25 protein-coding genes, 2 pseudogenes and 1 other annotated feature are annotated in these 25,201 nt (G+C 34.7%); of the genes and pseudogenes, 13 read left to right on the top strand and 14 right to left on the bottom strand.

Annotated features, from left to right (window positions below; genetic code table 11):
- Nucleotides 1-562: 562 nt before the first annotated feature.
- Both SB717_RS28635 and SB717_RS28630 read left to right on the top strand, forming a co-directional pair.
- Entirely contained in the window at nt 563-1,759 is a 1,197-nt protein-coding gene (locus SB717_RS28635; protein ID WP_410906021.1) for a sensor histidine kinase, read from the top strand.
- Complete coding sequence (locus SB717_RS28630; RefSeq protein ID WP_410906019.1) at nt 1,760-2,404, top strand: response regulator; 645 nt, start codon at nt 1,760-1,762, stop codon at nt 2,402-2,404.
- Nucleotides 2,405-2,467: 63 nt separating this feature from the next.
- Here the strand turns inward: SB717_RS28630 and SB717_RS28625 are convergent, their stop codons facing one another.
- The gene (locus SB717_RS28625) at nt 2,468-4,705 is read right to left on the bottom strand and encodes an MMPL family transporter (RefSeq protein ID WP_410906017.1); all 2,238 of its coding nucleotides are present in this window, start codon (nt 4,703-4,705) and stop codon (nt 2,468-2,470) included.
- Nucleotides 4,706-5,226: 521 nt separating this feature from the next.
- On the opposite strand from SB717_RS28625, the gene SB717_RS28620 reads away from it, so the two are divergent.
- From SB717_RS28620 to SB717_RS28600, 5 genes are all read left to right on the top strand, one after another.
- Nucleotides 5,227-5,409 carry a DUF6678 family protein gene (locus SB717_RS28620; protein WP_410906015.1) on the top strand — a complete coding sequence of 61 codons (183 nt, stop codon included), beginning with the start codon at nt 5,227-5,229 and terminating at the stop codon, nt 5,407-5,409.
- A 598-nt stretch (nt 5,410-6,007) separates the two neighbouring features.
- Entirely contained in the window at nt 6,008-6,397 is a 390-nt protein-coding gene (locus SB717_RS28615) for a hypothetical protein (protein ID WP_410906013.1), read from the top strand.
- 57 nt (nt 6,398-6,454) lie between these two features.
- A complete protein-coding gene (locus SB717_RS28610) occupies nt 6,455-6,667 on the top strand; it encodes a hypothetical protein (protein ID WP_410906011.1) in 213 nt (70 codons plus the stop codon).
- Entirely contained in the window at nt 6,664-7,140 is a 477-nt protein-coding gene (locus tag SB717_RS28605) for a YrvL family regulatory protein (protein ID WP_410906009.1), read from the top strand. Before SB717_RS28610 ends, SB717_RS28605 begins: the two co-directional genes overlap by 4 nt.
- A 123-nt stretch (nt 7,141-7,263) precedes the next feature.
- Nucleotides 7,264-7,440 (top strand): hypothetical protein, encoded by a 177-nt coding sequence (locus SB717_RS28600; RefSeq protein ID WP_176547838.1) that lies wholly within the window; start codon nt 7,264-7,266, stop codon nt 7,438-7,440.
- Between the two features lie 135 nt (nt 7,441-7,575).
- On the opposite strand, the pseudogene SB717_RS28595 reads toward SB717_RS28600, so the two are convergent.
- The 3 genes and pseudogenes from SB717_RS28595 to SB717_RS28585 all read right to left on the bottom strand — a co-directional run.
- Nucleotides 7,576-7,779, bottom strand: a pseudogene (locus tag SB717_RS28595) (erythromycin esterase family protein); the annotation flags it as partial.
- Nucleotides 7,780-7,942: 163 nt separating this feature from the next.
- The gene (locus SB717_RS28590; protein ID WP_410906007.1) at nt 7,943-9,511 is read right to left on the bottom strand and encodes a 2-isopropylmalate synthase; all 1,569 of its coding nucleotides are present in this window, start codon (nt 9,509-9,511) and stop codon (nt 7,943-7,945) included.
- 57 nt (nt 9,512-9,568) lie between these two features.
- Nucleotides 9,569-9,812: a binding site (T-box leader), on the bottom strand.
- A 123-nt stretch (nt 9,813-9,935) separates the two neighbouring features.
- Entirely contained in the window at nt 9,936-10,190 is a 255-nt protein-coding gene (locus tag SB717_RS28585; RefSeq protein WP_410906005.1) for a DUF4304 domain-containing protein, read from the bottom strand.
- An 850-nt stretch (nt 10,191-11,040) separates the two neighbouring features.
- On the opposite strand from SB717_RS28585, the gene SB717_RS28580 reads away from it, so the two are divergent.
- Nucleotides 11,041-12,549 (top strand): glycine betaine uptake BCCT transporter, encoded by a 1,509-nt coding sequence (locus SB717_RS28580; protein WP_144646267.1) that lies wholly within the window; start codon nt 11,041-11,043, stop codon nt 12,547-12,549.
- 64 nt (nt 12,550-12,613) lie between these two features.
- On the opposite strand, the gene SB717_RS28575 is transcribed toward SB717_RS28580, so the two are convergent.
- Nucleotides 12,614-13,771 carry a cation:proton antiporter gene (locus SB717_RS28575; protein ID WP_074683194.1) on the bottom strand — a complete coding sequence of 386 codons (1,158 nt, stop codon included), beginning with the start codon at nt 13,769-13,771 and terminating at the stop codon, nt 12,614-12,616.
- Between the two features lie 374 nt (nt 13,772-14,145).
- Between SB717_RS28575 and SB717_RS28570 the strand changes: the two genes are divergently transcribed.
- From SB717_RS28570 to SB717_RS28560, 3 genes are all read left to right on the top strand, one after another.
- Nucleotides 14,146-15,327 carry a cation:proton antiporter gene (locus SB717_RS28570; protein ID WP_074683195.1) on the top strand — a complete coding sequence of 394 codons (1,182 nt, stop codon included), beginning with the start codon at nt 14,146-14,148 and terminating at the stop codon, nt 15,325-15,327.
- A gap of 170 nt (nt 15,328-15,497) precedes the next feature.
- A complete protein-coding gene (locus tag SB717_RS28565; protein ID WP_410906003.1) occupies nt 15,498-15,707 on the top strand; it encodes a hypothetical protein in 210 nt (69 codons plus the stop codon).
- Between the two features lie 115 nt (nt 15,708-15,822).
- Nucleotides 15,823-16,083 carry a GreA/GreB family elongation factor gene (locus SB717_RS28560; protein ID WP_410906029.1) on the top strand — a complete coding sequence of 87 codons (261 nt, stop codon included), beginning with the start codon at nt 15,823-15,825 and terminating at the stop codon, nt 16,081-16,083.
- Nucleotides 16,084-16,392: 309 nt separating this feature from the next.
- Here SB717_RS28560 and SB717_RS28555 read toward each other — a convergent pair whose 3' ends face one another.
- On the bottom strand, nt 16,393-17,931 hold the full coding sequence (locus SB717_RS28555; protein ID WP_029714741.1) for an MDR family MFS transporter: 1,539 nt from the start codon (nt 17,929-17,931) through the stop codon (nt 16,393-16,395).
- Nucleotides 17,932-18,014: 83 nt separating this feature from the next.
- The gene (locus SB717_RS28550; protein ID WP_049817104.1) at nt 18,015-18,641 is read right to left on the bottom strand and encodes a PadR family transcriptional regulator; all 627 of its coding nucleotides are present in this window, start codon (nt 18,639-18,641) and stop codon (nt 18,015-18,017) included.
- A 321-nt stretch (nt 18,642-18,962) separates the two neighbouring features.
- Here SB717_RS28550 and SB717_RS28545 point away from each other — a divergent pair.
- Nucleotides 18,963-19,357: pseudogene (locus SB717_RS28545) on the top strand (recombinase family protein); the annotation flags it as partial.
- A 136-nt stretch (nt 19,358-19,493) separates the two neighbouring features.
- Nucleotides 19,494-19,631 carry a hypothetical protein gene (locus SB717_RS28540; protein ID WP_176547840.1) on the top strand — a complete coding sequence of 46 codons (138 nt, stop codon included), beginning with the start codon at nt 19,494-19,496 and terminating at the stop codon, nt 19,629-19,631.
- Between the two features lie 378 nt (nt 19,632-20,009).
- On the opposite strand, the gene SB717_RS28535 is transcribed toward SB717_RS28540, so the two are convergent.
- The 7 genes from SB717_RS28535 to SB717_RS28505 all read right to left on the bottom strand — a co-directional run bounded on the left by SB717_RS28535 (nt 20,010) and on the right by SB717_RS28505 (nt 25,151).
- A complete protein-coding gene (locus SB717_RS28535) occupies nt 20,010-20,195 on the bottom strand; it encodes a hypothetical protein (protein WP_025751520.1) in 186 nt (61 codons plus the stop codon).
- 310 nt (nt 20,196-20,505) lie between these two features.
- Nucleotides 20,506-20,898 (bottom strand): UPF0715 family protein, encoded by a 393-nt coding sequence (locus SB717_RS28530; RefSeq protein ID WP_410906000.1) that lies wholly within the window; start codon nt 20,896-20,898, stop codon nt 20,506-20,508.
- Nucleotides 20,899-21,348: 450 nt separating this feature from the next.
- Nucleotides 21,349-21,573 (bottom strand): hypothetical protein, encoded by a 225-nt coding sequence (locus tag SB717_RS28525; protein WP_029714745.1) that lies wholly within the window; start codon nt 21,571-21,573, stop codon nt 21,349-21,351.
- A 65-nt stretch (nt 21,574-21,638) separates the two neighbouring features.
- Complete coding sequence (locus SB717_RS28520) at nt 21,639-22,229, bottom strand: HMA2 domain-containing protein (protein WP_029714746.1); 591 nt, start codon at nt 22,227-22,229, stop codon at nt 21,639-21,641.
- Nucleotides 22,201-24,315, bottom strand: a complete 2,115-nt coding sequence (locus SB717_RS28515) for a heavy metal translocating P-type ATPase (RefSeq protein ID WP_410906027.1) — start codon at nt 24,313-24,315, stop codon at nt 22,201-22,203. Before SB717_RS28515 ends, SB717_RS28520 begins: the two co-directional genes overlap by 29 nt.
- Entirely contained in the window at nt 24,315-24,848 is a 534-nt protein-coding gene (locus SB717_RS28510) for an HMA2 domain-containing protein (protein WP_047933083.1), read from the bottom strand. Before SB717_RS28510 ends, SB717_RS28515 begins: the two co-directional genes overlap by 1 nt.
- Before the next feature lie 18 nt (nt 24,849-24,866).
- Nucleotides 24,867-25,151 carry an HMA2 domain-containing protein gene (locus SB717_RS28505; protein WP_029714749.1) on the bottom strand — a complete coding sequence of 95 codons (285 nt, stop codon included), beginning with the start codon at nt 25,149-25,151 and terminating at the stop codon, nt 24,867-24,869.
- Nucleotides 25,152-25,201: the final 50 nt, after the last annotated feature.

Genomic DNA, 25,201 nt, shown 5'->3' with positions numbered 1-25,201 from the left:
CCCCATAAAAAATCCCCTCCATAGTAGACAGAATAGGTTGCTTTCTTTTATTTGTCTACTATAAGGGGAGCATACCAACAATTGGCAAGCGAGGTTGCTTTTTACAGCTAATATTTGTCATGAGGTAGAAATATTAGTAAATAAATAATAACACATTTTTCTATAAAGACTACATTTTTCCGATTGGGCGTATGTATAAAATGTACGCTTTTTATACATTCTCGTTTCTTTCAACTACCCAAAGAACGTAATCATATCAAAGGTGTATAAAAATCTGCATATTCCGGAAAAAGAATCTTTGGTGAATCCTTACTGCCTTAAGGGTTCTTTTACTTGTTCGGTTCCCGAAAGAGTGATTATGATAACTAGAAATACATATTGTATACTACTTACAAGAGGTTACTATTAGATTTGTTCCATTTTTTATTTTTTATCTTCTCAATAACTTTATATGACTTTGACTAAGATTCTGAGTATTAATAATATAAATTTTGATTGCCCTTAAGGGCATATATAAGGAGAGAATTTATATTATGTTTATTACTAAAGGAAGTGAATAGTTATGAATAATACGTCTTATGTTAGGACACCGAATGAGAAAGAATATAACAATATGAGGGCTGCAAGATTACCTGGATTAATATGGATAGTAATAGCTTATACTATATCTTTAATATTAAAAATTAACACTGCGCCTGTAATCGAACAATATGTAATTTTTACAATACTCATTGTACTCTTTACGACTATCTATTGTTATTCTAATTTGTTTTTACCAGGTAAGTTTTGGTTGTACTTCGTTTTACAATCATTCATTGTATATATCAGCGCCTTTTTTACGCAAGATATCCCTCTAATAATCATTACTCTTTATCCTTTATTAGTTGGCCAAGCAATAGGAACCGCGGGACGCAAAAAAAACTATCTATTTTTGATGATTCTTGTTTTATTCACTATAAACACGCTAGTTATGGTCCCAGGTAAAATTCTTGATACATTTTTGATTATTACACTACCTATCATGGTGGTTATTGTGGCTTATGCTGTTATATTTTTTAACCAAGTTAATGGGAGAATACGAACACAGTATATGTTAGAAGAAATTGAATTGGCTCACCAACAAGTTGAACGGCTAACCTTACATAATGAGCGTCAAAGGATGGCAAGGGATTTACATGATACATTGGCACAAGGGCTAGCTGGACTAAAAATGCAATTAGAAGCAACAAATGTCCATCTCACTAAAGGGAATGACAAAAAAGCCCGAGAAATTGTCGTGCAATCTATGAAGAGAGTGAGTGAATTATTAGCTGATGCAAGATTAACGATTGATAATTTACGCCTGCATACTAAGGAAGAGTATGATTTCCAACAATCTATTATAGAGGAAGTACAGTATTTTACTGCCGCAACCGGACTAGAATGTCATTTTGAATTTAGAGTTATGCAACAGCTTTCCAGTACGATATCAGAACACTCCCTGCGTGTTATAAGCGAGTGTTTATCAAATATAGCGCGTCATGCAAAAGCCACAAATGTTTGGATAAGAATTGAGGAAAAGGAAAAAGTTCTTTTCGTTTCAGTCAAAGATAATGGGATTGGTTTTAATACTGATATGAAAATAAATAATGGGAGCCACTATGGATTGTTAGGTATTCAAGAAAGAGTTCGTATTATAGGAGGAAAAGTGGACATTGATAGCGAGGAGAATAAAGGAACAAATGTACAAATTAACATCCCACTGCAAGGAGCTGAGTAAATGCAACATAGAATATTAATTGTAGACGATCACCTGGTAGTGAGAGAGGGTCTTAAATTACTTATTGAAACAAGTGATAAATATGTAATTGTAGGGGAAGCTGTAAACGGGAGAATAGCTATTGATCTAGTAGAAAAACTAAAGCCAGATGTCATTTTAATGGACTTGTATATGCCGGTGATGAGTGGACTAGAAGCTATTGCGGAACTCAGAAGAACAAACCCTGAAATTCCTATCGTTATCCTTACTACCTATAACGAGGATCAATTGATGATGAAAGGAATCGAGGCAGGAGCTAAAGGGTATTTATTAAAGGATACAGACATAGAGAATTTATTCGAATCCATCGATTCAGCCATTAGAGGAGAGACTTTGCTACAACCTGAGATTACAGAGCGAATTCAAAACTATAAAACAAAACTTCTAAAAGAGCAAAGTAAATCTAAAGTCATGTTAACACCAAGAGAAATGACTATCTTACAAGCCATCGCACGTGGTTCTACAAGTAAGGAAATTGCTTATGACATAGGGATTGCAGAGAGAACAGTAAAGTCTAAATTAACCAGTATCTACAATAAATTAGGGGTTGATTCAAGAACGGAAGCTGTAGTTGTAGCCATTCAATCAGGTATCATTCATTTATAAAATGAACCGATAAGGTAAAAGACGAAACAAAAAAAGACCTCTACATAAAGTAGAAGTCTTTTTTTACTTATCATATCTTAAGCTATGCTTTTTTTCTTCTTTATTTTTTTCTTCTTTATTTTTTTCTTTTTTTAATAATTCGTCTAGACCATGGCCCTCAATATCAACATTTGGAATAATATTATCTAACCATTTTGGTAAGTACCAAGATGCTTTTCCCATTAGTATCATAAGACCTGGAATGATGGTCAATCTAACAATAAAAGCATCAAATAGGATACCAAAGGCGAGAGCCAATCCCATTGATTTAATCATTACATCTCCTGCGAATATAAAGCTCGCAAATACGAAAATCATGATTAAGCCAGCAGCCGTAACAACAGGACCACTGAACTTGATACCTGCTTGAACAGATTCTCTCGCATTCCCTGTGTTCACATATTCCTCTCGCATACGGCTAACAAGGAAGACTTGATAGTCCATAGCAAGACCAAACAAGATACCTATTACAAGAATAGGTAAGAAAGCTAAAATAGGCCCTTCTGCTGGAATTCCGAATAATTTATCCAAATAACCATCCTGTAAAACGAAGACTGCAAACCCTAACGTAGCTGTCATAGTTAATAGGAAACCTAGTACTGCAGTCAGGGGAACGAGTAGAGATCGGAATACAACTATCAGTAATAACAAAGCAAATCCTACAATTAAACCGGCAAACAACGGTATAGCATCATTTAGTTTTTCAGCTATATCAATATTAATTGCAGTCATACCCGTCACATATATGTGTGGGCTATTTTTGCTATCTGATGCTGTAATATCTCTTATATCATGTACTAAGTTTGTCGTCTCTTCATCATTAGGTCCGGTTTTAGGAGTAATATTGACAATTGCGTAGTTTCCACTTTCACTTGGTACCGGGGAAGTTGTACTAGACACATTGTCTAATTCTGTTAGTTTCTTAGCAATTTTATTAATCGCATCTGTTTTATTTTCACTTGTATTAGATACATCAATCAACGCAACAAGGGGGCCATTAACTCCTTTACCAAACCCTTCTGCCATTAAATCATAGGCTTGCCTTTCTGGCGTACCTTCAGCCTTCATGCCGTCATCTGGAAGACCGAGTCTTAGATGAAGAGCAGGTACACTAATAGTTAATAGAAGCAAAATACTAATAATAGTAATCAACAATGGCTGACGTCTGAGAAATCTTCCCCACCAGTTAGTTGATTGCCCCTGTCTCTTTTCCCCTCCCTTTGTAATAAATCGAAAAACACCTGACACATTCTGATTAGGTTTCATCCTATTCCCTATCCAAGCTAGAACAGCTGGAACTAACGTGATAGAGATAAGCATAGCCATTAAAACACTGATAGCTGCCGTTAATCCCATGACTGCGAGAAATGGTACGCCAACTACTGTTAAACCGCAGAGCGCTACCATTACAGTCAAACCAGCAAATACAACGGCTCCTCCAGCTGTTCCCGTTGCTCGGGCAATTGATTCATGAATATCCATATCTTCGGACAGCTGTTGTCTATGCTTAGAGAAAATAAATAATGCATAGTCTATACCGACTGCTAAACCAATCATAATCGCTAGCGTCATACTTATGGACGAGATATTAAAGAAATTAGTAGCTAAGAATGTAATTCCTAAGCTTGTAGCTAATCCAATCAATGCTGTGAAAATCGGTAATCCTGCTATCAAAAATGAAGTGAACATGACAACCAACACGATGAATGCCATAACGATTCCAATTACTTCGGATATGCCACCAATCTCAAGTTTAAAAGCTGTAATATCTCCATTTAATTCTGTTTGAATACCTTGATTTTTTGTCATCTTGGCACTGTCTTTTACTAGTTCTTTAGATTTTTTAGTTATATTTTCAGCTTTTTCTTTATAAGTAATATCAGCATATGCTACAGTGCCCTCACTATTGATGGTGCCTACTTCATAAGGATTTGCAATAGATTTTACTGATTTATCCTGCGATATTTTATCAAGTGCATCCGAGATAGCTTTTTGAGCTTCTTTCGAATTAAGTTTGTCTTTCCCCTCAGCACCGAAAATCATCCGTATCGACCCAACATTAGGTGTAGATGGAAATTCTTTAGAAATGATATCAGCAGCTTTTTCAGAAGCTGTTCCTGGGATGGTCATCTCCTCACTGAACGCCGGTTTCATGGAAAAAGCAATTCCTAGGATGGCAATCATTATAATGATCCAACCACCAAGGACTTTAAATTTATTTCTGGCAGACCAACCACCTATTTTATACAACAATTTAGACATATCGTTCTCCTCTCCGTTTACTGCTCAATCCATATAATTAACCTCTTGGTCAAGACAAATCGTAACAAAGGTTTTTAATGCTGAATACGTACATTCGGGCAGATTTATTATTTTTTATGTTTTTTTTATAATAAAGGCCCTAGAAGGAATTAATCGGTATTTCCTTTTAGGACCTTCTTTAACACAATTCCAATAAACGTGGTGACATTCTTTGTTTTTAAAAAACGTAGATTAGATTAACCTTACATATGTTTTTGAAATTTCATTGTGTATTAGGATAAGGAAAGAAAAAGCTAAATTAAATACGCAGTTTGATAAGCTAAGAAATAAGGCAGTTTTATTTCTCAGCTTATTTATTTCGATAACATGTTTTGTATTAACTGATAGATAAATAAATAGATAATTTGGGAGCACTGGTAGAAAATAATTATAGGTAAGCAACCCCCTTTTATCCTATATACGATAAAGGGTTTTTTGTTTTCTGTAATGGTGATTATGGTAGCTAAGGGAGTGGTTTTATCATGAAGTTTTATGAATATCAATCAGCAATGAATAACACTAAATGGGAAGAAATTAAAAATGCAATGAATGATTGTTCTATACATACAATTTGGAGAGTACAAGATGTCAAAACTAAGTATATAAGTGATTGGGATGGAGATTGGTTTTATCATTTTAAAGGTAATTATAAAATCATTGAATAGTTAGAAATAAAAGTCAAAAATCTTGAAGAGAAGGATCGAGTGATAAATACACTTAGAACAATTAACGTACCAGGAGAAACAAAAGATAATGTTATAAAAGTTTATGGCTACGTTCAAAACAACAATCCTATAGATTATTTATAATAGCTAATGGTTCTTATAAGCCGCTTTATGGTAACTAGAAAGACAGATATAAACATATACTTTAACACCGTTATATATAGGGGTGTTAACTGTGGGAGTATCTTTTTATAATGGCCAAATATGTGATGGATGAAGGTATAATATGCGGATCATTTATAGAAATAGGAATTACTTTCATAGCTTTGTTCATTGTATATGTAGCTTACGAAACAATATACAAAACGAGATATGTTTAAAAGAAAAAAGGATTAAATATATTTTTAAAATATAAATTTAAATATTTACTAATTTATGTAATAATTGTATATATTTATTTCTTAAATGGCATTAGTAAGTAAATCTCTCTATGCATTTTAGAAATATAATCTAGGAACAGATGTAAAGGCAAAGTATAAAAAAGATGTTAGTAAGAAGAAAAGATGCAAAAGGAAGTACCTCTGAAAGGAACGAAATAATGGATAAAATAAAAAAGATTTTGGTATTGTTTTTAGCTATTCTTATATCAACCATCATAGTACTCTCTGTTATTTTTATTAACTGGGAGCATATCTTTGGTGACACTAGACCTATAGCAAATGCTAAAGCGATGTACCAATTAGAATTTAAAGATAAGAATATAGCTGAAACGACAGATGTTGATAATAACATTATGTATATAGTACCCAAAGGACATTTAGATACGTACATCGAAATGATGCAAAAGAAAGGGTACTCCTTAACAGAAAAAGACAATAAAAATCACACACTTTTATTAGAGAAAAGAAATAATTTTACAGAAATCTCTTATAAGAGCCTTACTTCAAGATATACCATAATAAGCAGCCCATTCCTAAAGAAAGTTTAACTATTTACTAGCACCAAAGTAGATATATGTAACTCTATAGAGTAATAGGAGTGTTATATGAAGTACGTAGATGTTGTTACAAAAAGTAAAGCAAGAAGTGTCTCTTTAGAATTTTTTATGACTTATGATAAAAATAAATTAAAACTAGTCGGGCTACTTTATTTGGAGCTGGAATTGGTGCTTTTTAGGCATACTGGCTTATACACACAATTGGCTAGGATAAATACACTGAAAAAAATTAGCAGCAAGGGATGTGAATGTTTACCTTGAAAGCCAAAAAAACTGGCCCCTCTCGCGATACATATAAATTTTTCGCTAAAGCATTGACTGTTATTTTTATAACTACAATTGTTATTGTTGCCGTTTCATCGATGCTAGGAGCATTTGTATTTGGATTTGTTGGTTTGTTTAAAATATTTGGAGTACAATACGACTCATTTCAATCTCTCCTAATATTTCTATTACTGTTTTTTATAATTGGATTTGTAGTTGATTTACTATCCATATTTCTTATTAATATATTTTCCCAGCAAATTAAAAATTCAAAAAACAAATTTCTCGTGAGATTGGTCATCGACTGTAGCTTTTCTTGGATTTCTATACATACTGCTGATGAATTAATTAGAAGCATTAATATTTCCTTTATAACTGAGCTCGTAGCTGTCTTTCTACTCTTCTTATTAGAAGTGACAATGGATATAAATAGCAAAGAAGAAAAGAATAATAGCTCACTGATCCCTTAAGGCCTTTAGGAATCTAATATCAAGGTTGCTTTAACCTAACAGAAAGCATTAAGTAGAAGATGTATATTATGTTTTATAGCATGGTCCCCAATTGTTTGTTTAATATTCGAGAGGAAGATGGAAATGAAAAAAATATCGAAACATCATGATGTCCAACGAAAATACAGAGAAAAAATACACCACAAACAGGCATCAAGCATATATGCTAAAGGGTGGTTCTTGTTCATTTTATTTGCCGTACTTCTCGTTCTTGTGAGCTATTTTTGGGGTGGAACGTTTATGCCTTATCGAACAATGTAGAAAAATGAATGTTAATAATTCATAATATTACAAATTAATTTGATAAAAAGCAGAATATCATCTATGATATTCTGCTTTTACTTATTTTTTCTAGTAAAAGAAGGAGTCTATACGCATAATTATCGCTCCAAAATCTTAAATAATTTTAGCTGGCGTGATACGTTCAATCCAAATAATTCCGTCATATTGTTCTTTCAGTATCATTTCTTCCTTTAAGAATCTCCAATAAAGGGCAATTCGAGGCGTGTATATCCAGGATGTTCGTTTATTATATGGAGTATGAACAAGGTCAACGAATAGTGAAGAGTAGTTTGCATACTTAAGTAGTGATTCTAAACTAGTAGGGTTCTCGGTAGAGTGCTTTTTATCAGATATGCAGCTTTTTACTCTCCCTCTTTATAGCATGTTTTCAGGCAATAAATCAGAAGACAAATGCTAATACCAAGGAATTTCTAATTGACGTAATAAACTAAGTATATCACTTTAAATATTACCTTTTTATCTATTCAATCGGAAGTAAAGTATCAATCACAATACTGTTTACAGCATTGATATACGCAAATGCACTTGCTTTCATAACATCCGTGTCTGTTGCTTTGGCAACATACTTTTCTCCTCTATATTCCACTTGAATCTTCACTTTCCCTAATGCTTCCTTCCCTCTTGATACACTGCTAATATTGTACTCAATCAATTTAATATCTAAATCACTAATTTCTGTAATAGCAGAATACAAAGCATCAATTGGGCCAGAACCGATGGCACTGCTTTTCAATATTTGATCATTCTTTTTAATCTTCACACTTGCAGATGGGAAGTTTGTGTTACTAATCACTTGCAAGTCCATTAGTTCATAAAAATGATTACTATAGTGCGTCATATCCTGGCTATGAATATCATTTTTTGCATAATAGTTCTCAACGATGACATATAAATCATGATTATATACTTCTTTTTTTGCATCTGCCAATTCAAGAAAAGCTTCAAATATCCCTTCAAATTGTATGTTAGTCATCTCATTAAAGCCTAATGATTCAAGGGCATTTTTTACCGCATGACGCCCAGAACGGGCGGTTAGAACAAGTTCCATATCATCTAGACCAACTTCAATCGGGCTAATGATTTCGTAAGCATCTCTTGCTTTTAATAAACCGTCTTGATGTATACCTGAAGAATGAGCAAAAGCATTATCACCTGTAATAGCTTTGTTTACTTGTACATCTAATCCCATTAAACTACTTACCAATCTAGATGTATTCATAATTTCTTTTGTATTAATATTTGTGTACGCGTTATAAACTGATGAACGCGTATTAATTGCCATCACGACCTCTTCTAGTGCAGCATTGCCTGCACGCTCACCAATGCCATTTATCGTACACTCAACTTTATCTGCCCCATTTTTAATTGCAGCTAACGTATTCGCAGTTGCCATTCCGAGATCATTATGACAATGGACACTTAAAAGCACTTTATCATTCAAATTTTTCAAGCGATTATTTATTTTAAAGATTAGTTCACCAAACTCTTCCGGCTCGGCATAGCCGACTGTATCGGGCACATTAATAATGGTAGCCCCTGCCTTTACAACAGCTTCAATCGTTGCCCATAAATATTCAAAATCGGAGCGAGATGCATCCTCCGTTGAATATTGTACGTCTGGTAGAAGTGTTTTTGCATATTTTACTGCATCAACACCGAGGTCTAAAATTTGACTTTTCGATTTTCCAAACTTCTTTTCCACGTGAATGTCTGAAGCGCCTAAAACTATATGGATTAACGGTTTCTTAGCATATTTCACACTATTATAAACAGCATCAATATCAGCCTTTACTGCTCTTGCTAACGCTGTGATGATTGTGTCGTCTGTATTTCCTACTTTCATAGCAATTTCTTTCACAGCATTAAAATCACCAGCTGAAGACGAAGGAAAACCAGCTTCGATAATATCGACTTTCAGCTTCTTTAGTTGCTGTGCTACTTCTAGTTTTTCATATAGATTCAGCTTAGCCCCCGGAACTTGCTCGCCATCTCTTAAAGTCGTATCAAACATCCAAATTTTTCTCGTCATTTCAGAAACACTCCTTTATCATATTAATATATAAAAAAAGCCCCGTCTCTATAAAAATATAGAGACGAGGCGTTGCTCGCGGTACCACTCTAATTGATTAATCATTACATAATTAACCCACTCATTTTCGGCAGCTATCACCACCTATCTTCATAACGGTAGAAAACCGACATCCCCTACTTATAATATTCAGGGAGTAGCTCTTGGACGAGTTCAAAGGCAATAACTACCGATTCTCACCAACCATCGGCTCTCTGAAAAGTTTATACATCCTTCTACTATTTCCAATCTTTGCTTATTATTATTTGATTACATGCAATATTATATCCATCTACCCAATTTGTCAACATATTTTTTGAATACAAAAACTATTCAGAATATAAATATATATTTTGGAAGTTATTAATCTGTACATAAACATTCACTATTTTTGTCTATGGGCGGTATCAATATTATAGACCTTTACCTTGTTAGGTGTATAAAACGTTTCAGATACATCTATATGACCTCCTGGAGAACATTTAGAAACCTCTATGTAGAGAACTTCACCCCAAGCAGTAAGTTGAAACATTAACAAATCAACACGATCCTCCAGTTTCCGATAAAAATGAGGAAAGGAACCTTTAAAACCACGATCTCTCAAAGTAGGAATAACATTTTCCCTTAAAGAATTAATCATATTATCTCTTTAAACAGACACTTTAGCACTCCCTACTCTTTTCTTTGTAATATCCCTATTACAGCCTATATACTATAAGGCTTCTAGTTACCATAAAACCTATTTCCGGAACACACCACAAAAAAGAACCCTTGTGCCGAAAGGAGTTCAAAACAGACACTTTTTACAGAGTATGCAGCTTTTTATCCATCCTTGATTTGACAAGCATCTGTAAATGGATTCAACCTTTATTCGATGTATAAAAAGTGCATGTTTTATTCATATTCAGCAACACATTAAAAATAGTCTCTAATTACGAAACATGGTAACCTAAGGGTGTTTCATACTAACCGATACGTATGAGCAAACCCTTACAAAAAAGCAACCTCGCTTAGCCAATGCTGAGGCTGCTTTTTTATTTTGTCTAAAGAATCATTAAGATAAAAGTATTAGGTAACAAGACATTTGCATTATGTTAATGTTATACTAGTAAATGCCCATTAATAACCCCCCTGAAATAAGTGCACTAAAGCAACATCTCCACTAGACAAAAAACAGACAAATAAACGACATTTTAAAGAAGATGAAGAGTATTAATTAAAGTGTAAGGAAAAGAAATCTTTGGAGAAGCTCATAGATTTATTGATAAATCGAGAGTTTTTAATTACAAAGTTTTCTCAAGCGCGAATGATGAATTAGGTAAAGTGTAAATACTTTAATCAAAATATCTTATTAACGCAATCTTTAAGGGTTAGTTATTATTGCTTCATAAAAAAGTTCAATGTTTAAATTGGTTTTGCATATTTTAATGTTCTCCAATCGAAGTAATGCCCTCTGCGAATGAATCAAAGATGGGAGTTTTTAATTTAACATGAAAAAAGTTTCAATAGTATTTTATATTTCAGTAGCCATACTGGCTCTTCTTGTTCTTGCGGGAGTTACAATGCCTGCAAAACTTGAACATGTAACGAGTAGCTTGCAAAATTCTATTACGAATACATTTGGCTGGTACTACTTAATTGTTGTAACGTTGTTTGTTATCGTTTGCTTGTATTTATTAGCAAGCCCGATTGGTCGGATTAAGCTTGGGAAACAGGAGGATAAGCCTGAGTTTTCACGCCCAACCTGGCTTGCCATGCTCTTTAGTGCAGGAATGGGGATTGGCTTAGTGTTCTATGGTACAGCTGAACCAATTAGTCACTATGCAATTAGCTCTCCAACAGGGGAAACGGGGACAGATCAAGCAATGAAAGACGCGATGAGGTTTACTTTCTTTCATTGGGGCATTCATGCATGGGCGATATATGGGATTATAGCTCTTTCATTAGCTTACTTTACCTTTAGAAAAGGCGAACGGAGCTTGATTAGCGCTACATTAAAACCGGTTATGGGAAAACATGCAGAGGGATTAGTAGGAAAAATAATTGATATTATTGCCGTTATTGCAACAGTTATTGGCGTCGCAACGACTCTTGGGTTTGGTGCTGTCCAAATTAACGGAGGATTATCTTATTTATTTAACGTTCCTTCAAATCTTACAAGTCAATTCCTTATTATTTTAGTTGTTACTATTTTATTTATAGTTTCAGCATTAACAGGTTTAGGAAAAGGGATTAAGATTCTTAGTAATGCTAATATGATTCTTGCATTTGTACTTTTCCTATTAACGTTCATATTAGGTCCGACTCTATTTACGCTAGATTTATTTACAGATACAATTGGCACTTATCTTCAGAACTTAATTAATATGAGTTTTCGTATAGCTCCACTTAATGAAGAAAATCGCAACTGGATCAATGGCTGGACCATCTTTTATTGGGCATGGTGGATTGCATGGTCCCCATTCGTAGGGATCTTTATTGCTCGAGTATCCAGAGGAAGAACTATTCGCGAATTCGTCGTATGCGTGTTACTAATTCCTTCTCTTATCGGCTTTATTTGGTTCTCTACATTTGGTAGCGCAGGTATGTTGCTCGAACATGATGGAATTGCTTCTATTTCGAAGTTAGCAACAGAAGAATCACTCTTTGGTGTGTTTGCAAACTATCCAATAGGAACAGTCTTATCAATCTTAGCTATTATCCTTGTTGCCACTTTCTTCATTACTTCAGCTGACTCAGGAACTTATGTTTTAGGAATGATGACAACGGATGGTTCTCAAAATCCAAGTAATAGCGTAAAGGTCATTTGGGGTGTGTTACTTACGGCTATAGCTCTTGTTCTTCTCTATTCGGGAGGACTGCAGGCGCTACAAAACACCATGATCATTGCTGCTCTTCCTTTTTCAATAGTCATGATCCTAATGACAATTAGCCTTCTTAAAGCTCTTAACAAAGAAGCGAAAGAATTTGGAATTGGAAAGTTAAAAAAACAAAAGTAAGAATCCTTAAAAAAAGCCCATTGATTAATCAATGGGCTTTTTCAATTTATAGGAATTATTACATTTAACCTGTATAGGTCATATTTTTTACTTCAGAATCGCTTTTAAAGAACCATTTCATCATAGGCGGAGTAACAATCGTTGTAACTAAAACAACTACGACGATTATTGCAAACATATCTTGCGTCAATAATTTGGATTCAAGTCCTATAGCTGCAATGATTAGAGCTACTTCTCCTCGAGATATCATTGCTGAACCAATCCCTAAGGAACTGTTCCAATTGAATCCAGCTAGTTTTGCTCCAACCGATGCACCTATTAGTTTAGTTAAGATGGCAACAATGCTTAAAAGAACAATTAATCCGATATTGTCCATAATGCCAGAAAACTGAGCAGTAACTCCAATAGACGTAAAGAACACCGGAACAAAAATTGAATAGCTAATGGTTTCAACTTTTTCAAATACTTCATGCTTAAATTTGGTTACGCTAATAGATACACCTGCTATATAGGCTCCAATTATTGCTGCAACGCCTGTGTATTCGGCTAGATAAGCATAAACAAAACAAATGATTAAGGCAGACGATGTTACTGCCTCTGTCACCTTTAATGATGAAAAACGATTTAAGAACCAAGGTACTACTTTCCATCCAACAAAGATAGCACCAGCAAAGAAGAATACTTTCTTTAGTATAACTACACTTAAATTAATGTCTCCACCGGCAAAACTCATTAAAAATGCTAGTGCAATAATGACGACTACGTCATCAATAACGGCTGCGCCAAGGATTGTTGTACCTTCACGCGATTTTAATTGATTCATCTCTTTTAGGGCCTGGACAGATATACTTACACTTGTAGCTGAAAGTAGAAGACCTAAAAACCAAGATTGCATGGTGCTGAGTCCTAGCAATATTCCGGCCAAATATCCTACTAATAATGGGAAAACAATTCCCCCTACACCTACAAAAGTAGATGCTTTACCAGTTCGCTTAAACTCATCTACATCTGTTTCCAATCCTGCTATAAACATTAGCAAGATTACACCTAACTGACTAAATTCTTTTAATGTTTCTGTCTCAGTTACTAGACCCAAAAGAGAAGGTCCAATTAGGATACCGACCAACAGTTTACCCAGAACAGAGGGTTGACCTAACTTTACACTTATATCTCCTGCAATTTTAGAAAAAACTAAAATTATTGCTAATTGAAGAATTAACATTTATTTACCACCTTTCTTCCTCCCATAACTAAACCTAAACCTCTTTAAACCAGCAAAAAGAGCCTGCTACCAAAGGACATACTTATCCCTTGGTGGCAGGCTCCTCCAATAAACAAAGACTAGTTTAGCTAATGCAATATATGTTTTGTTTTTGCTCAATGTACATATACGGATGAACTATATGAAAGGTTTCATTAAAAAAGCTTTTATCGAAGTTTTTTAAGTAAATAAGTGATAGTGTTAATTTAGGATTAAATTCACTTTATGTAGCCATAATAAAATTCGCTAGCGTACCTAGTTAAATCGTATCCCATGAATAACTAGATAGTTCTTTTACAATATACGTCATCTTTTAATTGAAAAGGAGGAAATAAATGATTGCATACTGGATTATTTTATTAGCTATTGCCGTAGGTGTTGTGTTTATTGCAGAAAAAATGAAACAACCTTATCCAACCTTTCTTGTAGTAATGGGGTTAATCATTGGTTTGACACCAATTCCTGGATTGGGAGAAATAAAAAGTTATGTAGTGAATGATGCAGTGTTTCAAACTACCGTTATTTTTATTTTTTTATCAGCCTTGTTAGGTGATGCAGCGCTTAAGCTTCCCTTCAATGAATTAAAAGAAAACAAGAAATCCATTTCATTGTTAGCTCTTTTGGGTACGTTTCTTACTTTTTTAATAGTTGCTACTTTAACTTATTTTTTACTGCACCTTTCTTTACAAGAAGCTTTAATTTTTGGTGCACTTATGGCGGCTACGGATCCTGTATCTGTTCTAAGTATTTTTAAGTCTATGGGGCTAAACAAACGTCTTTCTATTGTGGTGGAAGGAGAAAGTTTAGCCAATGACGGAGTCGCTGTTGTACTATTCCAAATTGCTGTGGTAACCACTGTTTTAAGCTTAACAGGTACGTTGGATGCGATACTTGAGTTCCTAAAAGTCGTAAGTGGAGGCATATTGATTGGAGGAGTGTTTGGTTTTATAGCCTCTCGTATTACATCTAAAATAGATCATTATTTAGTGGAGACAGGGTTATCCATGGTTCTGTTTTATGGTACCTTTCAGTTAGCTGAACACTTTGAGGTTTCTGGGGTAATAGCTGTAGTAGTAGGTGGCGTAATCTTGGGGAATTACGGAAGAAATGTTGGTATGTCAGACTTAACGCATGAAAAAGTGAATTCCTTTTGGGAAACCATTGCCTTTCTCTCTAACACGCTTATTTTCTTGTTAGTAGGATTAGAAGTTAGTCGTATTGATTTTTTAAATAAAGGATGGCTTATCTTCACAAGCATTCTTATCGTTATTTTGGCACGTTTTATAGCTGTCTATATAAGCTTATCCTTCGATAAGTCTATCCCTGCTTTGTGGAAACCTATTATAGCCTGGGGAGGATTAAAGGGATCTCTTTCGATTGCTCTTATCTTAGGTGTAACGCCAGAGTTTGCAGGAAGAGATCTCCTCTTAGCTATGACATTCAGTAACGTAGTATTCTCCTTGCTGGTTCAAGGAACGACACTGAAGAAGCTAGTTTCAATTTTGAAGATAAAATAAATATAAAAATAAGCCTCTTTTCTTGATAACAAGCGATTAATAAAATAAGTGATTTTATTTTGAAACTTATTAGCAGGCTGCTCCGTATAACCCTTTGAAAATAAATCACCCTAAAATCTCCACTTAAAAGATGCAGATATACAGTGGTGAGTTTACGAGGAGGAGACTAGGTGGATTCTAAACTAAGCTGGTTTATGAAAAATCCGGCTATCTATTTAGGAACTATACTGTTGTTAACATTTGGTATCAAACTCTCTCTAGGATACATGCGAGAACGTGAATTCTATATTCTAGACTTGATGTGTAGCACTATAGGCTTAATTACCGTGGTAGTGAGCATTACTAAAAAAGTTTCAAACAAAACATCAAAGCCCACATAACATTGCAGTTATGTGGTCTTTGATATTAATTCACTAAATTCCATAAAATAGAAATTTTTATAGTTCGTAAAAGTATACTCATGAGGTACAAAAATACCTATTAAGCTTTAGTGCTCTGTCTGAAGATACTTCCGTTGTACCCAAAGTTTTTATTGAAAGCCAGGTTTCGTTAATGTACTTGGACAATAAGGAAACTGAACAATTCACCATTTGCTTCCCAGATCAATCTGATCCGGATAAGGGAAATATTTCATTTTTATCTCCTGTTGGGAGGCAATTGGTATTACGTTCAGCTGGAGAAAAATTAGCATTAACAACTCCGGGAGGCAATACCGAGGTAATTATTAAGGAGATTAAGTTTAAAAGTCATTGGTAGATAAGACTAAGCCCTTACCAGAAAGTTTGGTAAGGGCTTAAGGAAGCGTCCATATGATGAAATCATTTCGCCTCCTGACATATGGATACTTGAACTCCTCTTTCTTATTATTGAAAAACTATTTAAGGTTTCAGCAGAGAAACTTATGCGAGTATCATTAATGGTTCTTGGAACTGCTTGGTTACTGCTATTCCTCATGATATTGATTACACACGCATATTAGAATAAAAAAAAGAAGTTCCCCCCCTGGTAACTTCTTTTTTTTGGAATATCTAAAAAATTATTAACTATGATTATAATCAAACTACTCTATTTGTTTATCTCAATTTTCTTATTGGACATTTCATTTTCTAGAGATGTTTTCAATTGTTCTTTGCTCATTATTAGCGCGGCCACAAATGCAAGCACCGTAGGAATGAGCGCCCACATAAAGGTATGAGCGATAGAAGAAGAAAGAACTCCTACAATTTTATCTAACACAGGTGCTGGGATATGAGCACGAGCCTCCGGCGCAAGAATTACGCGAGGATCGTTAAATGTTGGGTTGTTGACCATTTGATCTTGTCCTGCAAAAATTTCCTTAAGTTTAGAAGAAAACTCGTCTCGTTGAATGATTCCAAAAATGGTAATACCAAGCGTCATGCCTAACGAGCGAATAAAAGAAACAGTTGAATTCACAGATCCTCTTTGTGCCGGCTCAAAATGATGAATTGCTGCGTTACTGAGAACAGAGAATGTTGCTCCAATTCCTAGTCCTGTAAGAATCATATAGATTGTAACTAAGAAACGACTTGTATCAGGATTCAATGTTGTTAGTAAGAATACACCTGCTCCTAGAATAATCGTAACGACAATCATGATGCTACGATAGCTTAATTTATTCATTAGAAAACCGCCGGTTGTTGCTGAGACGACAGAACCTAACATCATCGGAAGCAGTACAAGACCTGAGTTAGTAGCTGTCCCTCCAAGCACACCTTGGATGTAGATAGGTATATACACGGAAGCTGTGACAAATGCCATCCCACTGAAAAGGCCCAAGAGGTTACTTGTGGTGAATAAACGAATCTTAAACATTGGAAAAGAGATAATAGGATCTTTAGCTTTTCTTTCAATTAAAATAAAGGCAACAAACAACACGACAAACGCAATGAATAAACCTAAGATTTCTCCAGAACTCCACTCATATTTATTACCGCCAAGCTCTAAGGCAAACATTAAGCTGACAATTGAGCCAACTAGAGTTATAGCGCCCCACCAATCAATTTTTTGTTTGGCATGCACAGGTGATTCCTTGTAGAAAAATACGATAAATGCTAATGCTAGAAGACCCAAAGGAATATTCACATAAAACACCCAGTGCCAGTTGATGTAATCAGTAATATAAGCACCTAACAGGGGTCCGAAAATACTCGATAAACCAAAAACTGCTCCAAATAAACCGCCTAGTTTGCCACGTTTCTCAACAGGAACAGTATCAAACATAATAGTAAAAGCGATAGGGATGAGTGCTCCGCCGCCAATCCCTTGAATTGCTCGATAGATGCTGAGCTGGATAATACTCTCTGCCGTACCACACAAAATTGACCCTATTAAAAAGACAATTAGTCCAAAAACAAAAAACATTTTACGTCCAAACATATCAGAGAGTTTACCAAATATCGGCATACCGGCCATTTCAGCGACCATATAAGCTGATGTAACCCATACAAACTTATCAAGCCCGCCAAGCTCTCCGACTATAGTTCCCATAGCAGTAGCGACAATCGTGTTGTCCATAGACGCCATTAAAATTGCTAGCAAAAGACCTGCCAGCACTAGCTTTAAATTACCTTGTTTTGCATTCATATTTAATCATTTTTCTCCTTTTGTAACACAATAAATTCTGAAAGTTTGTAAATTCTAAATAACTTAACAAGCACTAGCCAAGACTAATCCATTGGTTCTTCTTTAGAAGTAAGATATAACGATATCTCGCGTAACCATTCCCAATCCCATTTTAATTTTCCTCCTTGAATATCGTCGATGATAGATTGGGACCATTCTAACTCAGCTAGTGACATAGTTCTCAGATATTCCACCTCAAGTAAGAACAAGCGTGGAATACCCCTACTTATAGCTATTTCCATCTGTTTTTCTGCGTAAGCTAATGTTTTCTCTAAAGCAAGTACTCTCTTTTGAAGTTGTTTTCTCACGTCTTCAGGTGTTAAAAGAGCGAGAAAAGAAATAGCAGCTGGAAATTCTAAAAATTCCTGTTTGGGTGTGGAAAGCATTCCTCTTATCCACTCGTACGCAGCTTCTCTCCCTTCTTCTGTTACTTCATAAACAATTAAATCTGGTCTCCCTTCATTCTGCTTTTTTTCTTGAATTACAATCGCTCTATCGCGATGCAAACGATCAATGGTCTGATAGATGCTATTTCGATAACGAACGTTAATAACTTCATCCTTTCCTCTCTCTTTGATAAGCTGTTGCATGCGATAAGGATGCATAGGCTCTTCAATGAGGAGACAAAGTATAGCTAAAGCAAGAGGTGATTTCTTAATTTCATTTTTCATAGTTATAATATTACTATTAATAATATTACTAACGCAAGAGGAAGATAAAACCACCAAATAAGCAAATAGATTTATCATTTCTTGAAATATTTCTAACTAATTGCCTCGATGTTTTTTATTTTCAAAAGAACGTATTATATTTAATAAATCATTCTTAAACCTTGGCTGTTTCCCATAACAAGAAAAGTCTTTTTTGTTACGCAGTAAACTATATTCAATACAAGAATACTTTTATGAGTTTATTTCGTTTTTGCCTTTTGATTAAATAAAAGTTAAGAAGCAGTAGAGGAGAATATAACACCTGAGTGAGTTAGAAAAGGTGTACGTGTTAGTTCAACCAGAAAAATCCTTCGAGGCAATTTCAGCAATTGAACGAAATCAGAATGGATATTATTTTTGAAGAAAAAGTTTCTGGAGCAGCAAAAGATCGTGAGCAACTTCAAAAAATGTTAGAGGACTTACGAGAAGGTGACATTATTTATGTTAAAGATTTAATTCCGATTACTTGTAGTACGCGGAATTTATTTGAGTTGATCGATCTAACACAAAGTAAAAAGGCAAACTTAAGGTCACTCAAGGCCCCATGGCTAAATTTATAAGAAGATAACCCATACAGTCAATTTTTAATTACTGTGATGGCTGGTGTTAACCAATTAAAGTCATATCTTATCCGTATCCGTCAGCGTGAAGGAATTGAAATGACTAAGAAAGAAGGTTTTTCTATGAAATCCATATTATTAATTGGACAAATTCTTATAGAAATATCTAACATTAGGTGGACTAGTTAATTTGAATAACTGACGCAGCCATAGCACACTAGTAGTCAACCTAGAGATAACGGAGGGATTGTCCATGGAAGAAGTAGATGAAGAAGTAAGAAAAGTTTTTGCTATTACGTTAATAAAGGACGGTCTGTCAGATTCAGAAGTCAATAGGTTTACAGGTTGTTCTATAGAAGAAATTAAAAACCTTCACGAGGAATGTAAATAAAAAATGTGAAATTGCTAAGAGGCAACCCTTCTTGTGCTTGCTTGCTTTAATTTATGTATTAGCATTTACAGTGACTAATATTAATCATTAAATCCTGATATAGAGTTCATCACAGAAGACATTTCGTTTAATAGAAAAATGTCTTCTGTGATCTTTTTTAACTGTCAATAACAAATAACTAGATATAAATATATAAGCACAACTGTAATTAAACAGAATTCTGATACCACTAAAAGATTTTAAAAAAGTTCTTTATAGAAACCCCTTTTTATTTTTAAGATTTAACCTTTGAGCTCTAAGTAGAAAAATATGTTTTACTTTCGGTTTGTCTTTTTTCCTAAAATGCTTCATGGTCAGGCTGTTTAAACAATTTATTCCCTATCCACTAACCCTTTCTTTTAAATAACCTAGAAATCCATTTTGGACTTTAACTATATGGTCACCTATCCAAATACTATTGACCCTAAAATAATACCAACTTCGAGATTCACCTAAAAATTCTCTAACGCTATAACCTTCTTTGATTAAATGAGCTTGAATTTCTTCTTTCCAATCATTAAACATCTTCTTCCCTCCTATTTAAGATTGTTAAGACTTTCCTTTTACTAATCCCCATTTCATTCAAGGAGAAACCAATCATTCTTATTATTCATATATGTTAGTAATAACTATGTCATATAAGTTTTATAACAATGTCAACTACGCTGAATTGAGCACCTTCAAAAGATTTATAGAGGGTAACTTATCAAAAATGTATAAAAATCTGCATGTTTCATAATGAGGAACTTCTTGAGAACCTTTGCCTCCCTAAGATTCTCTTTTTGGTATATTCCAGAAAGAGTTTTATGTAAATTAGCTAATTTAGATTTGAATTTTAATAATAGGGATATTCCTTCTTGTTCATGATAACAGAATCCCAAAACCAGTATATGATGGCTGCACCTACTGCAAGTATAAACATTTCACGATAATCCCATATTGGATGAGACCAATTCCCTTGAAGCTTATAGGAGATATAAAGGAATAGGATTGCTACGACACAATAGGTAAATAAGTAGAGAATATTGAACTTCTTAGGCCATTTATTTAGAAATATCTGCAATGGTACGGCTGCAACAGAATAAGGAATGATTGTAATAAGTGAGATCATAAAAAATGCAATAACAGCTCTATAACTAGGCTTAATGATGATAAGCAATATGGAATAAGAGACGCTAGAGCTAATAACTGTTAATGCATGATATGGCAAAAGCTCTTTAAATTTCACTGATTGAACCCCCCTTCTTGCCTACTCCACGGATGTATATTATATAAAGATAAAAGCTAGTTAACTTTCGTTTTTTTATTGAGCTTTTTTGATAAATAAAAACAAACTAATCCAGTACCTGCTGCCTTATAAAAAGGAATAAATGCATAGGACGGTGCGATTAAAACAATAACGAACAAATAGATACCTATAGCAAATATAAGCCAACTCGTTATAAGTAAAAAGCTAGATAAAAACTCCTTCACAGACTTCATCCTTTAGAGAAGATTATATTTTTCTCTGTAAGTATTGATAATTTCAAAATCACAGAATATAATAAAAGCAACAGTTTGCCAAAGGCAAATTTTTAGCGTGCAGCAAAAATATCTAATCATTTAAAAATAATCCCCCCTTATTGTGAAATAAAAAGAGTGAGAGATAGCCTGGAACTATCTCTCACTCTTTTTATCATTATTTCACTTGTAATTCGGCAATCATATCTTCTAAACGCTCTTTCTGTGCTTGAAGCTCTTCCATAGAAGGTTGATAGGATGAAATAGTTTGCTGTCCACCATATGACTGTTTAGGTTGAACCAAACGTTGTAACTGCCCACCATTTTGTTCATACAAACGGTAGCCTACTGCGCCTACTACTGTTCCTGATACAAATCCCATTAGAAAATCGCGATTAATCATTATAAAACTCCCCCATAATCCTAAGTTTTTTATATCAATTCATACAAAAGGTATGAATGAATATCTTAAGTAATCGTAGATAACTTTTGTGATTGCACTTTCTGCTTTTCATGTAACAATTCCAAAACATTTACAATCCATGTAATCATCGCTACATATAGCATATTTGATGGCCCTAGAGATAACATCGTAACAATGCCGGTTAAAATATCTGGGTGCCTCATTTTATTGCTCGTACCATGAGATAAGACCGTATAGCCTGTTGCAACTACTGCTCCATATACGAGTGCATCTGGTTTATAAAAAGATGATTTTCGAATACCTGCCAGTAGAAGTAATCCCCCAGAAAACAATGTACGTAGCCAATCATTTCGTGTGGCAGGATCCATTTGAATCATAATATCATCTAATGGATCTAAACGCGTTTGCTGAAAAAAGATAGATACATAACGAAAGATGGTATTGCGAGAAAGTTGTGAAACATCATAGTAAATAAGCATGGTTTGAATGGTGGGTTCTATTCTCACACTCGTTATACCTTTTAAAGCAGAAAACATATGCTCTATTTCCACATGATTTTTCTTATCTCTCAATGCTGGGATATGAAATCGAATACGACCTGGTATATCATGCAGAACGTAGAATTTGGGATTCATTAGTTTCCCTCCCTAACCATAAAATTCTTGCACTATTTATTACTACACCAATGGTGGCTGCATTATGAATAGCTGCTCCCACAATTGGAGAGAAGATACCTAAAGCACCGAATAAAATTGCAATACCATTAATAGCAAACGTGGCAATAAAGTTTTGTCTAATAATGTTCATGGTCTTTTTAGATAGTCCAACTAACTCAGAAAGCATTTCTGGGTTATCAGACGTAATAATAACGTCACTGGCTTCTGAAGCAATGTCTGTTCGTTTAGCACCCATCGTTACACCTACATGAGCATGAGCTAAAGCTGGTGCATCGTTAATGCCGTCACCTACCATCATGACAGCTCCTGTTTTCCCATACTTCTTTACATAAAAGGCTTTATCATCTGGCAAAGCCTCTGCATGATACCAGTTCAGTTTTAAGCGACGCGCCATCTCTCTTGCAACCGTTCTCTTGTCTCCAGTAAGCATAATGATGTCGTTGATACCTTGATGTCGAAGATTGTTCACTGCGCGGTGCATACCAGAACGTATTTTGTCAAAAATGCTAACTACTCCTACAAGTGTTTGATCGTAAGCTACATAAATCACATTTTCGTCGTTTTGCATTTGTTGAAGTAAGTTGGTTGTTTTAACTTTTAATTCATTCATAAAGCGCAAACTTCCAACAACAACTCTTTTACCATTTAGCCAAGTGGAAATTCCTTTTCCTACCGTTGTTTCTACCTGAGCATTATTGTCTCTAATAGGAATTAAAATGTTCCAATCTTTCGCTTGCTTCATAATTGCATCAGCAATAGGATGGGTAGAATTTTTCTCAGCTGCTGCAGCTAAACGAATGACATCTTCTTGATTAAAGCCTTCAGCAGCAATTACTTGCTGAACCACAGGCGTTCCTTCTGTAATCGTTCCGGTCTTATCAAGAATAACTGTATTTAATTTAGACATCTTTTCAATATGATCACTGCCTTTAACAATAGCCCCTTCTTTTGCAGCACGTCCAATGGATGCGTATAAAGCTGTGGCCGTTGATAATTTAATTCCGCAAATAAAATCAATAACTAACATACTCATCGCTCTGTTAAGGTTTCGAGTGAAGAAAAATGTAAGAAGTGCCAAACCAAAAGAAACAGGAACCATTTTTTCAGCTACTGCGTCGGCTATATTTTGAATAGGAGCGCGTTTATCTTGTGCTTCCTCCAACAGTTTCACAATTTTAGAGAGGGATGTATCTTCTCCTACTTTTTCAACTGTTACAGTAACATGTCCACTCTGCAAAACACTTCCAGCGTACACATTATCTCCACCACTTACCTCTCGTGGCATATACTCCCCAGTAATTGAAGCTTCATCTGCCGTGCCGTTCCCCTCTATTATGATTCCATCCACGGGAATTTTTTCTCCAGTAAAAACTACAACCTTATCACCAACTTGAATATCCTCGACTAAAACCTTTTCTTCAACGCCCTTTTCCTTTACTCTCCAGGCATATGAGACATCTAATTTTAGGACAGAGTGAATATAATGCTTGGTTTGTTCAGACGTATAGTCTGTTAATAGCTCACTAATAGTAGACATCAAAGTGATAATTAAAGCCGATCCTGGATTCTTCATATACAAAGAAGCGAATATAGAAGCAGCTGTTAATGTATTAGCATTCCCTTTTCCTGCTTTTAGGACATGAACAACACCATCTTTAATTACATCATAGGAAGTACTAATAGCAGTAAAGGTGCTAACCCAATAAGAAAGTGCTTTTACTATAGAAGGATACGAAGAACGTTGAAGGTACCAATTAACTAAAAAAATAGTTCCAGAAGCTATGATAGGTATAGCCTTTTTCCATGAACATGCTGCTTGCTTGAGTGTATGTTTATATTTATGAATGAACAATTTTAGACTGTATAAAGAGAGAGTAATATGATGATAAATAAGTAGACTTCCGGTTACTTGATTATAGCTTGCAGAATATACCCCTGGAAAAGAGCGTAACCAAGTTTCAATATGGCTTGTTTCTAGCTGTTTAGTTATATAAAATCGGGTTCTTCCAGGGAGAGAATGAGCTACCTTTACCCCGAACATCATCACCTATTCTTTTCCCCCTTATCCTTAATGATGTTGTATGACCAATAAAGTAAGCTTGCAGAGAAAGCAGGCGCACTTCCAAACGTCTGAATTCCTTTTCCTAATAAAAATAGAACAAATAAACTATCGAAGTCAGCAAAGCCATTAGTTTGCTTTTTAATTCCTTTATCTATAAATCCAAGTGTGTTAGTCATGCCATTCATCAATGTAGCATCTTTGTTTAAAATGGCGTTAGCTGCTATTTGTACGATATAACTCATCAGTTCATCTAGCTCTTCCTGGTTAATATGAGGTACAACAAATTGAAGCAGCAAACTTCCGGTTAGTTCTGAAGCTTCCGATGTTAAAATAAGAGGATGTTTTTTTACTTCTTCCGTTAGAGCATGTGCAATGATACGGTGCTTCCAACTGTCACATTGTATACGCAGTCGCCCCGGCATCGCATGCAATACTTTTATTTTTTGATCACGGAATTGAGACATAATTTTTGGAGCAATAAAAGAGGCACCTAAACCAATTACAGTAGGAAGCATGCTCATCCCTCCCTTTCCTTAAGCTCTATATTCTTCTTGATATATTTGTTCAATAAGTTGAAACCACTCTTCAAGCTCTTTGTTATTTGTCATATAAGAAGCCTTATATGTAATAAGTAAACTCCCGGTATCTGGTGTAAATACTGCGTCATAGACAAGGGTTTGAGACTTCAAATTTAAAATAATTAATTTAACTAGTTTTTCATTCTCTTTCCAAACAGTTGAACGAAGTCTAATTCTTCCTGGAATAAAATGCACAAGATTAATTTGTAACTTATGTAGTTTTCTTTCTACATGCTTCATCAGTATCTTCTCTTTAATGCTCATCAATATCAGCTACCACCAATCATTTT

The sequence above is a fragment of the Priestia sp. SIMBA_032 genome, from assembly GCF_046535215.1.
In the GTDB taxonomy this organism is placed as follows: Bacteria; Bacillota; Bacilli; order Bacillales; family Bacillaceae_H; genus Priestia; species Priestia aryabhattai.
The sequence above is the reverse complement of the archived record's forward strand: the minus strand, read 5'-3'. Positions and strand labels throughout refer to the sequence as shown.

Excerpts from the sequence above, each read along its gene's own strand:
- SB717_RS28520 (WP_029714746.1), bottom strand. The coding sequence starts at position 22,229 with ATGAATCCCAAATTCTACGTTCTGCATGATATACCAGGTCGTATTCGA.
- SB717_RS28535 (WP_025751520.1), bottom strand. The coding sequence starts at position 20,195 with ATGTTTAATGATTGGAAAGAAGAAATTCAAGCTCATTTAATCAAAGAA.
- SB717_RS28580 (WP_144646267.1), top strand. The coding sequence starts at position 11,041 with ATGAAAAAAGTTTCAATAGTATTTTATATTTCAGTAGCCATACTGGCT.
- SB717_RS28600 (WP_176547838.1), top strand. The coding sequence starts at position 7,264 with ATGAAAAAAATATCGAAACATCATGATGTCCAACGAAAATACAGAGAA.
- SB717_RS28510 (WP_047933083.1), bottom strand. The coding sequence starts at position 24,848 with ATGCTTCCTACTGTAATTGGTTTAGGTGCCTCTTTTATTGCTCCAAAA.
- SB717_RS28570 (WP_074683195.1), top strand. The coding sequence starts at position 14,146 with ATGATTGCATACTGGATTATTTTATTAGCTATTGCCGTAGGTGTTGTG.
- SB717_RS28620 (WP_410906015.1), top strand. The coding sequence starts at position 5,227 with ATGAAGTTTTATGAATATCAATCAGCAATGAATAACACTAAATGGGAA.
- SB717_RS28630 (WP_410906019.1), top strand. The coding sequence starts at position 1,760 with ATGCAACATAGAATATTAATTGTAGACGATCACCTGGTAGTGAGAGAG.
- SB717_RS28540 (WP_176547840.1), top strand. The coding sequence starts at position 19,494 with ATGGAAGAAGTAGATGAAGAAGTAAGAAAAGTTTTTGCTATTACGTTA.
- SB717_RS28515 (WP_410906027.1), bottom strand. The coding sequence starts at position 24,315 with ATGATGTTCGGGGTAAAGGTAGCTCATTCTCTCCCTGGAAGAACCCGA.
- SB717_RS28635 (WP_410906021.1), top strand. The coding sequence starts at position 563 with ATGAATAATACGTCTTATGTTAGGACACCGAATGAGAAAGAATATAAC.
- SB717_RS28525 (WP_029714745.1), bottom strand. The coding sequence starts at position 21,573 with ATGATTAATCGCGATTTTCTAATGGGATTTGTATCAGGAACAGTAGTA.
- SB717_RS28615 (WP_410906013.1), top strand. The coding sequence starts at position 6,008 with ATGGATAAAATAAAAAAGATTTTGGTATTGTTTTTAGCTATTCTTATA.
- SB717_RS28550 (WP_049817104.1), bottom strand. The coding sequence starts at position 18,641 with ATGAAAAATGAAATTAAGAAATCACCTCTTGCTTTAGCTATACTTTGT.
- SB717_RS28625 (WP_410906017.1), bottom strand. The coding sequence starts at position 4,705 with ATGTCTAAATTGTTGTATAAAATAGGTGGTTGGTCTGCCAGAAATAAA.
- SB717_RS28555 (WP_029714741.1), bottom strand. The coding sequence starts at position 17,931 with ATGAATGCAAAACAAGGTAATTTAAAGCTAGTGCTGGCAGGTCTTTTG.
- SB717_RS28575 (WP_074683194.1), bottom strand. The coding sequence starts at position 13,771 with ATGTTAATTCTTCAATTAGCAATAATTTTAGTTTTTTCTAAAATTGCA.
- SB717_RS28590 (WP_410906007.1), bottom strand. The coding sequence starts at position 9,511 with ATGACGAGAAAAATTTGGATGTTTGATACGACTTTAAGAGATGGCGAG.
- SB717_RS28610 (WP_410906011.1), top strand. The coding sequence starts at position 6,455 with ATGAAGTACGTAGATGTTGTTACAAAAAGTAAAGCAAGAAGTGTCTCT.
- SB717_RS28585 (WP_410906005.1), bottom strand. The coding sequence starts at position 10,190 with ATGATTAATTCTTTAAGGGAAAATGTTATTCCTACTTTGAGAGATCGT.
- SB717_RS28505 (WP_029714749.1), bottom strand. The coding sequence starts at position 25,151 with ATGAAGCATGTAGAAAGAAAACTACATAAGTTACAAATTAATCTTGTG.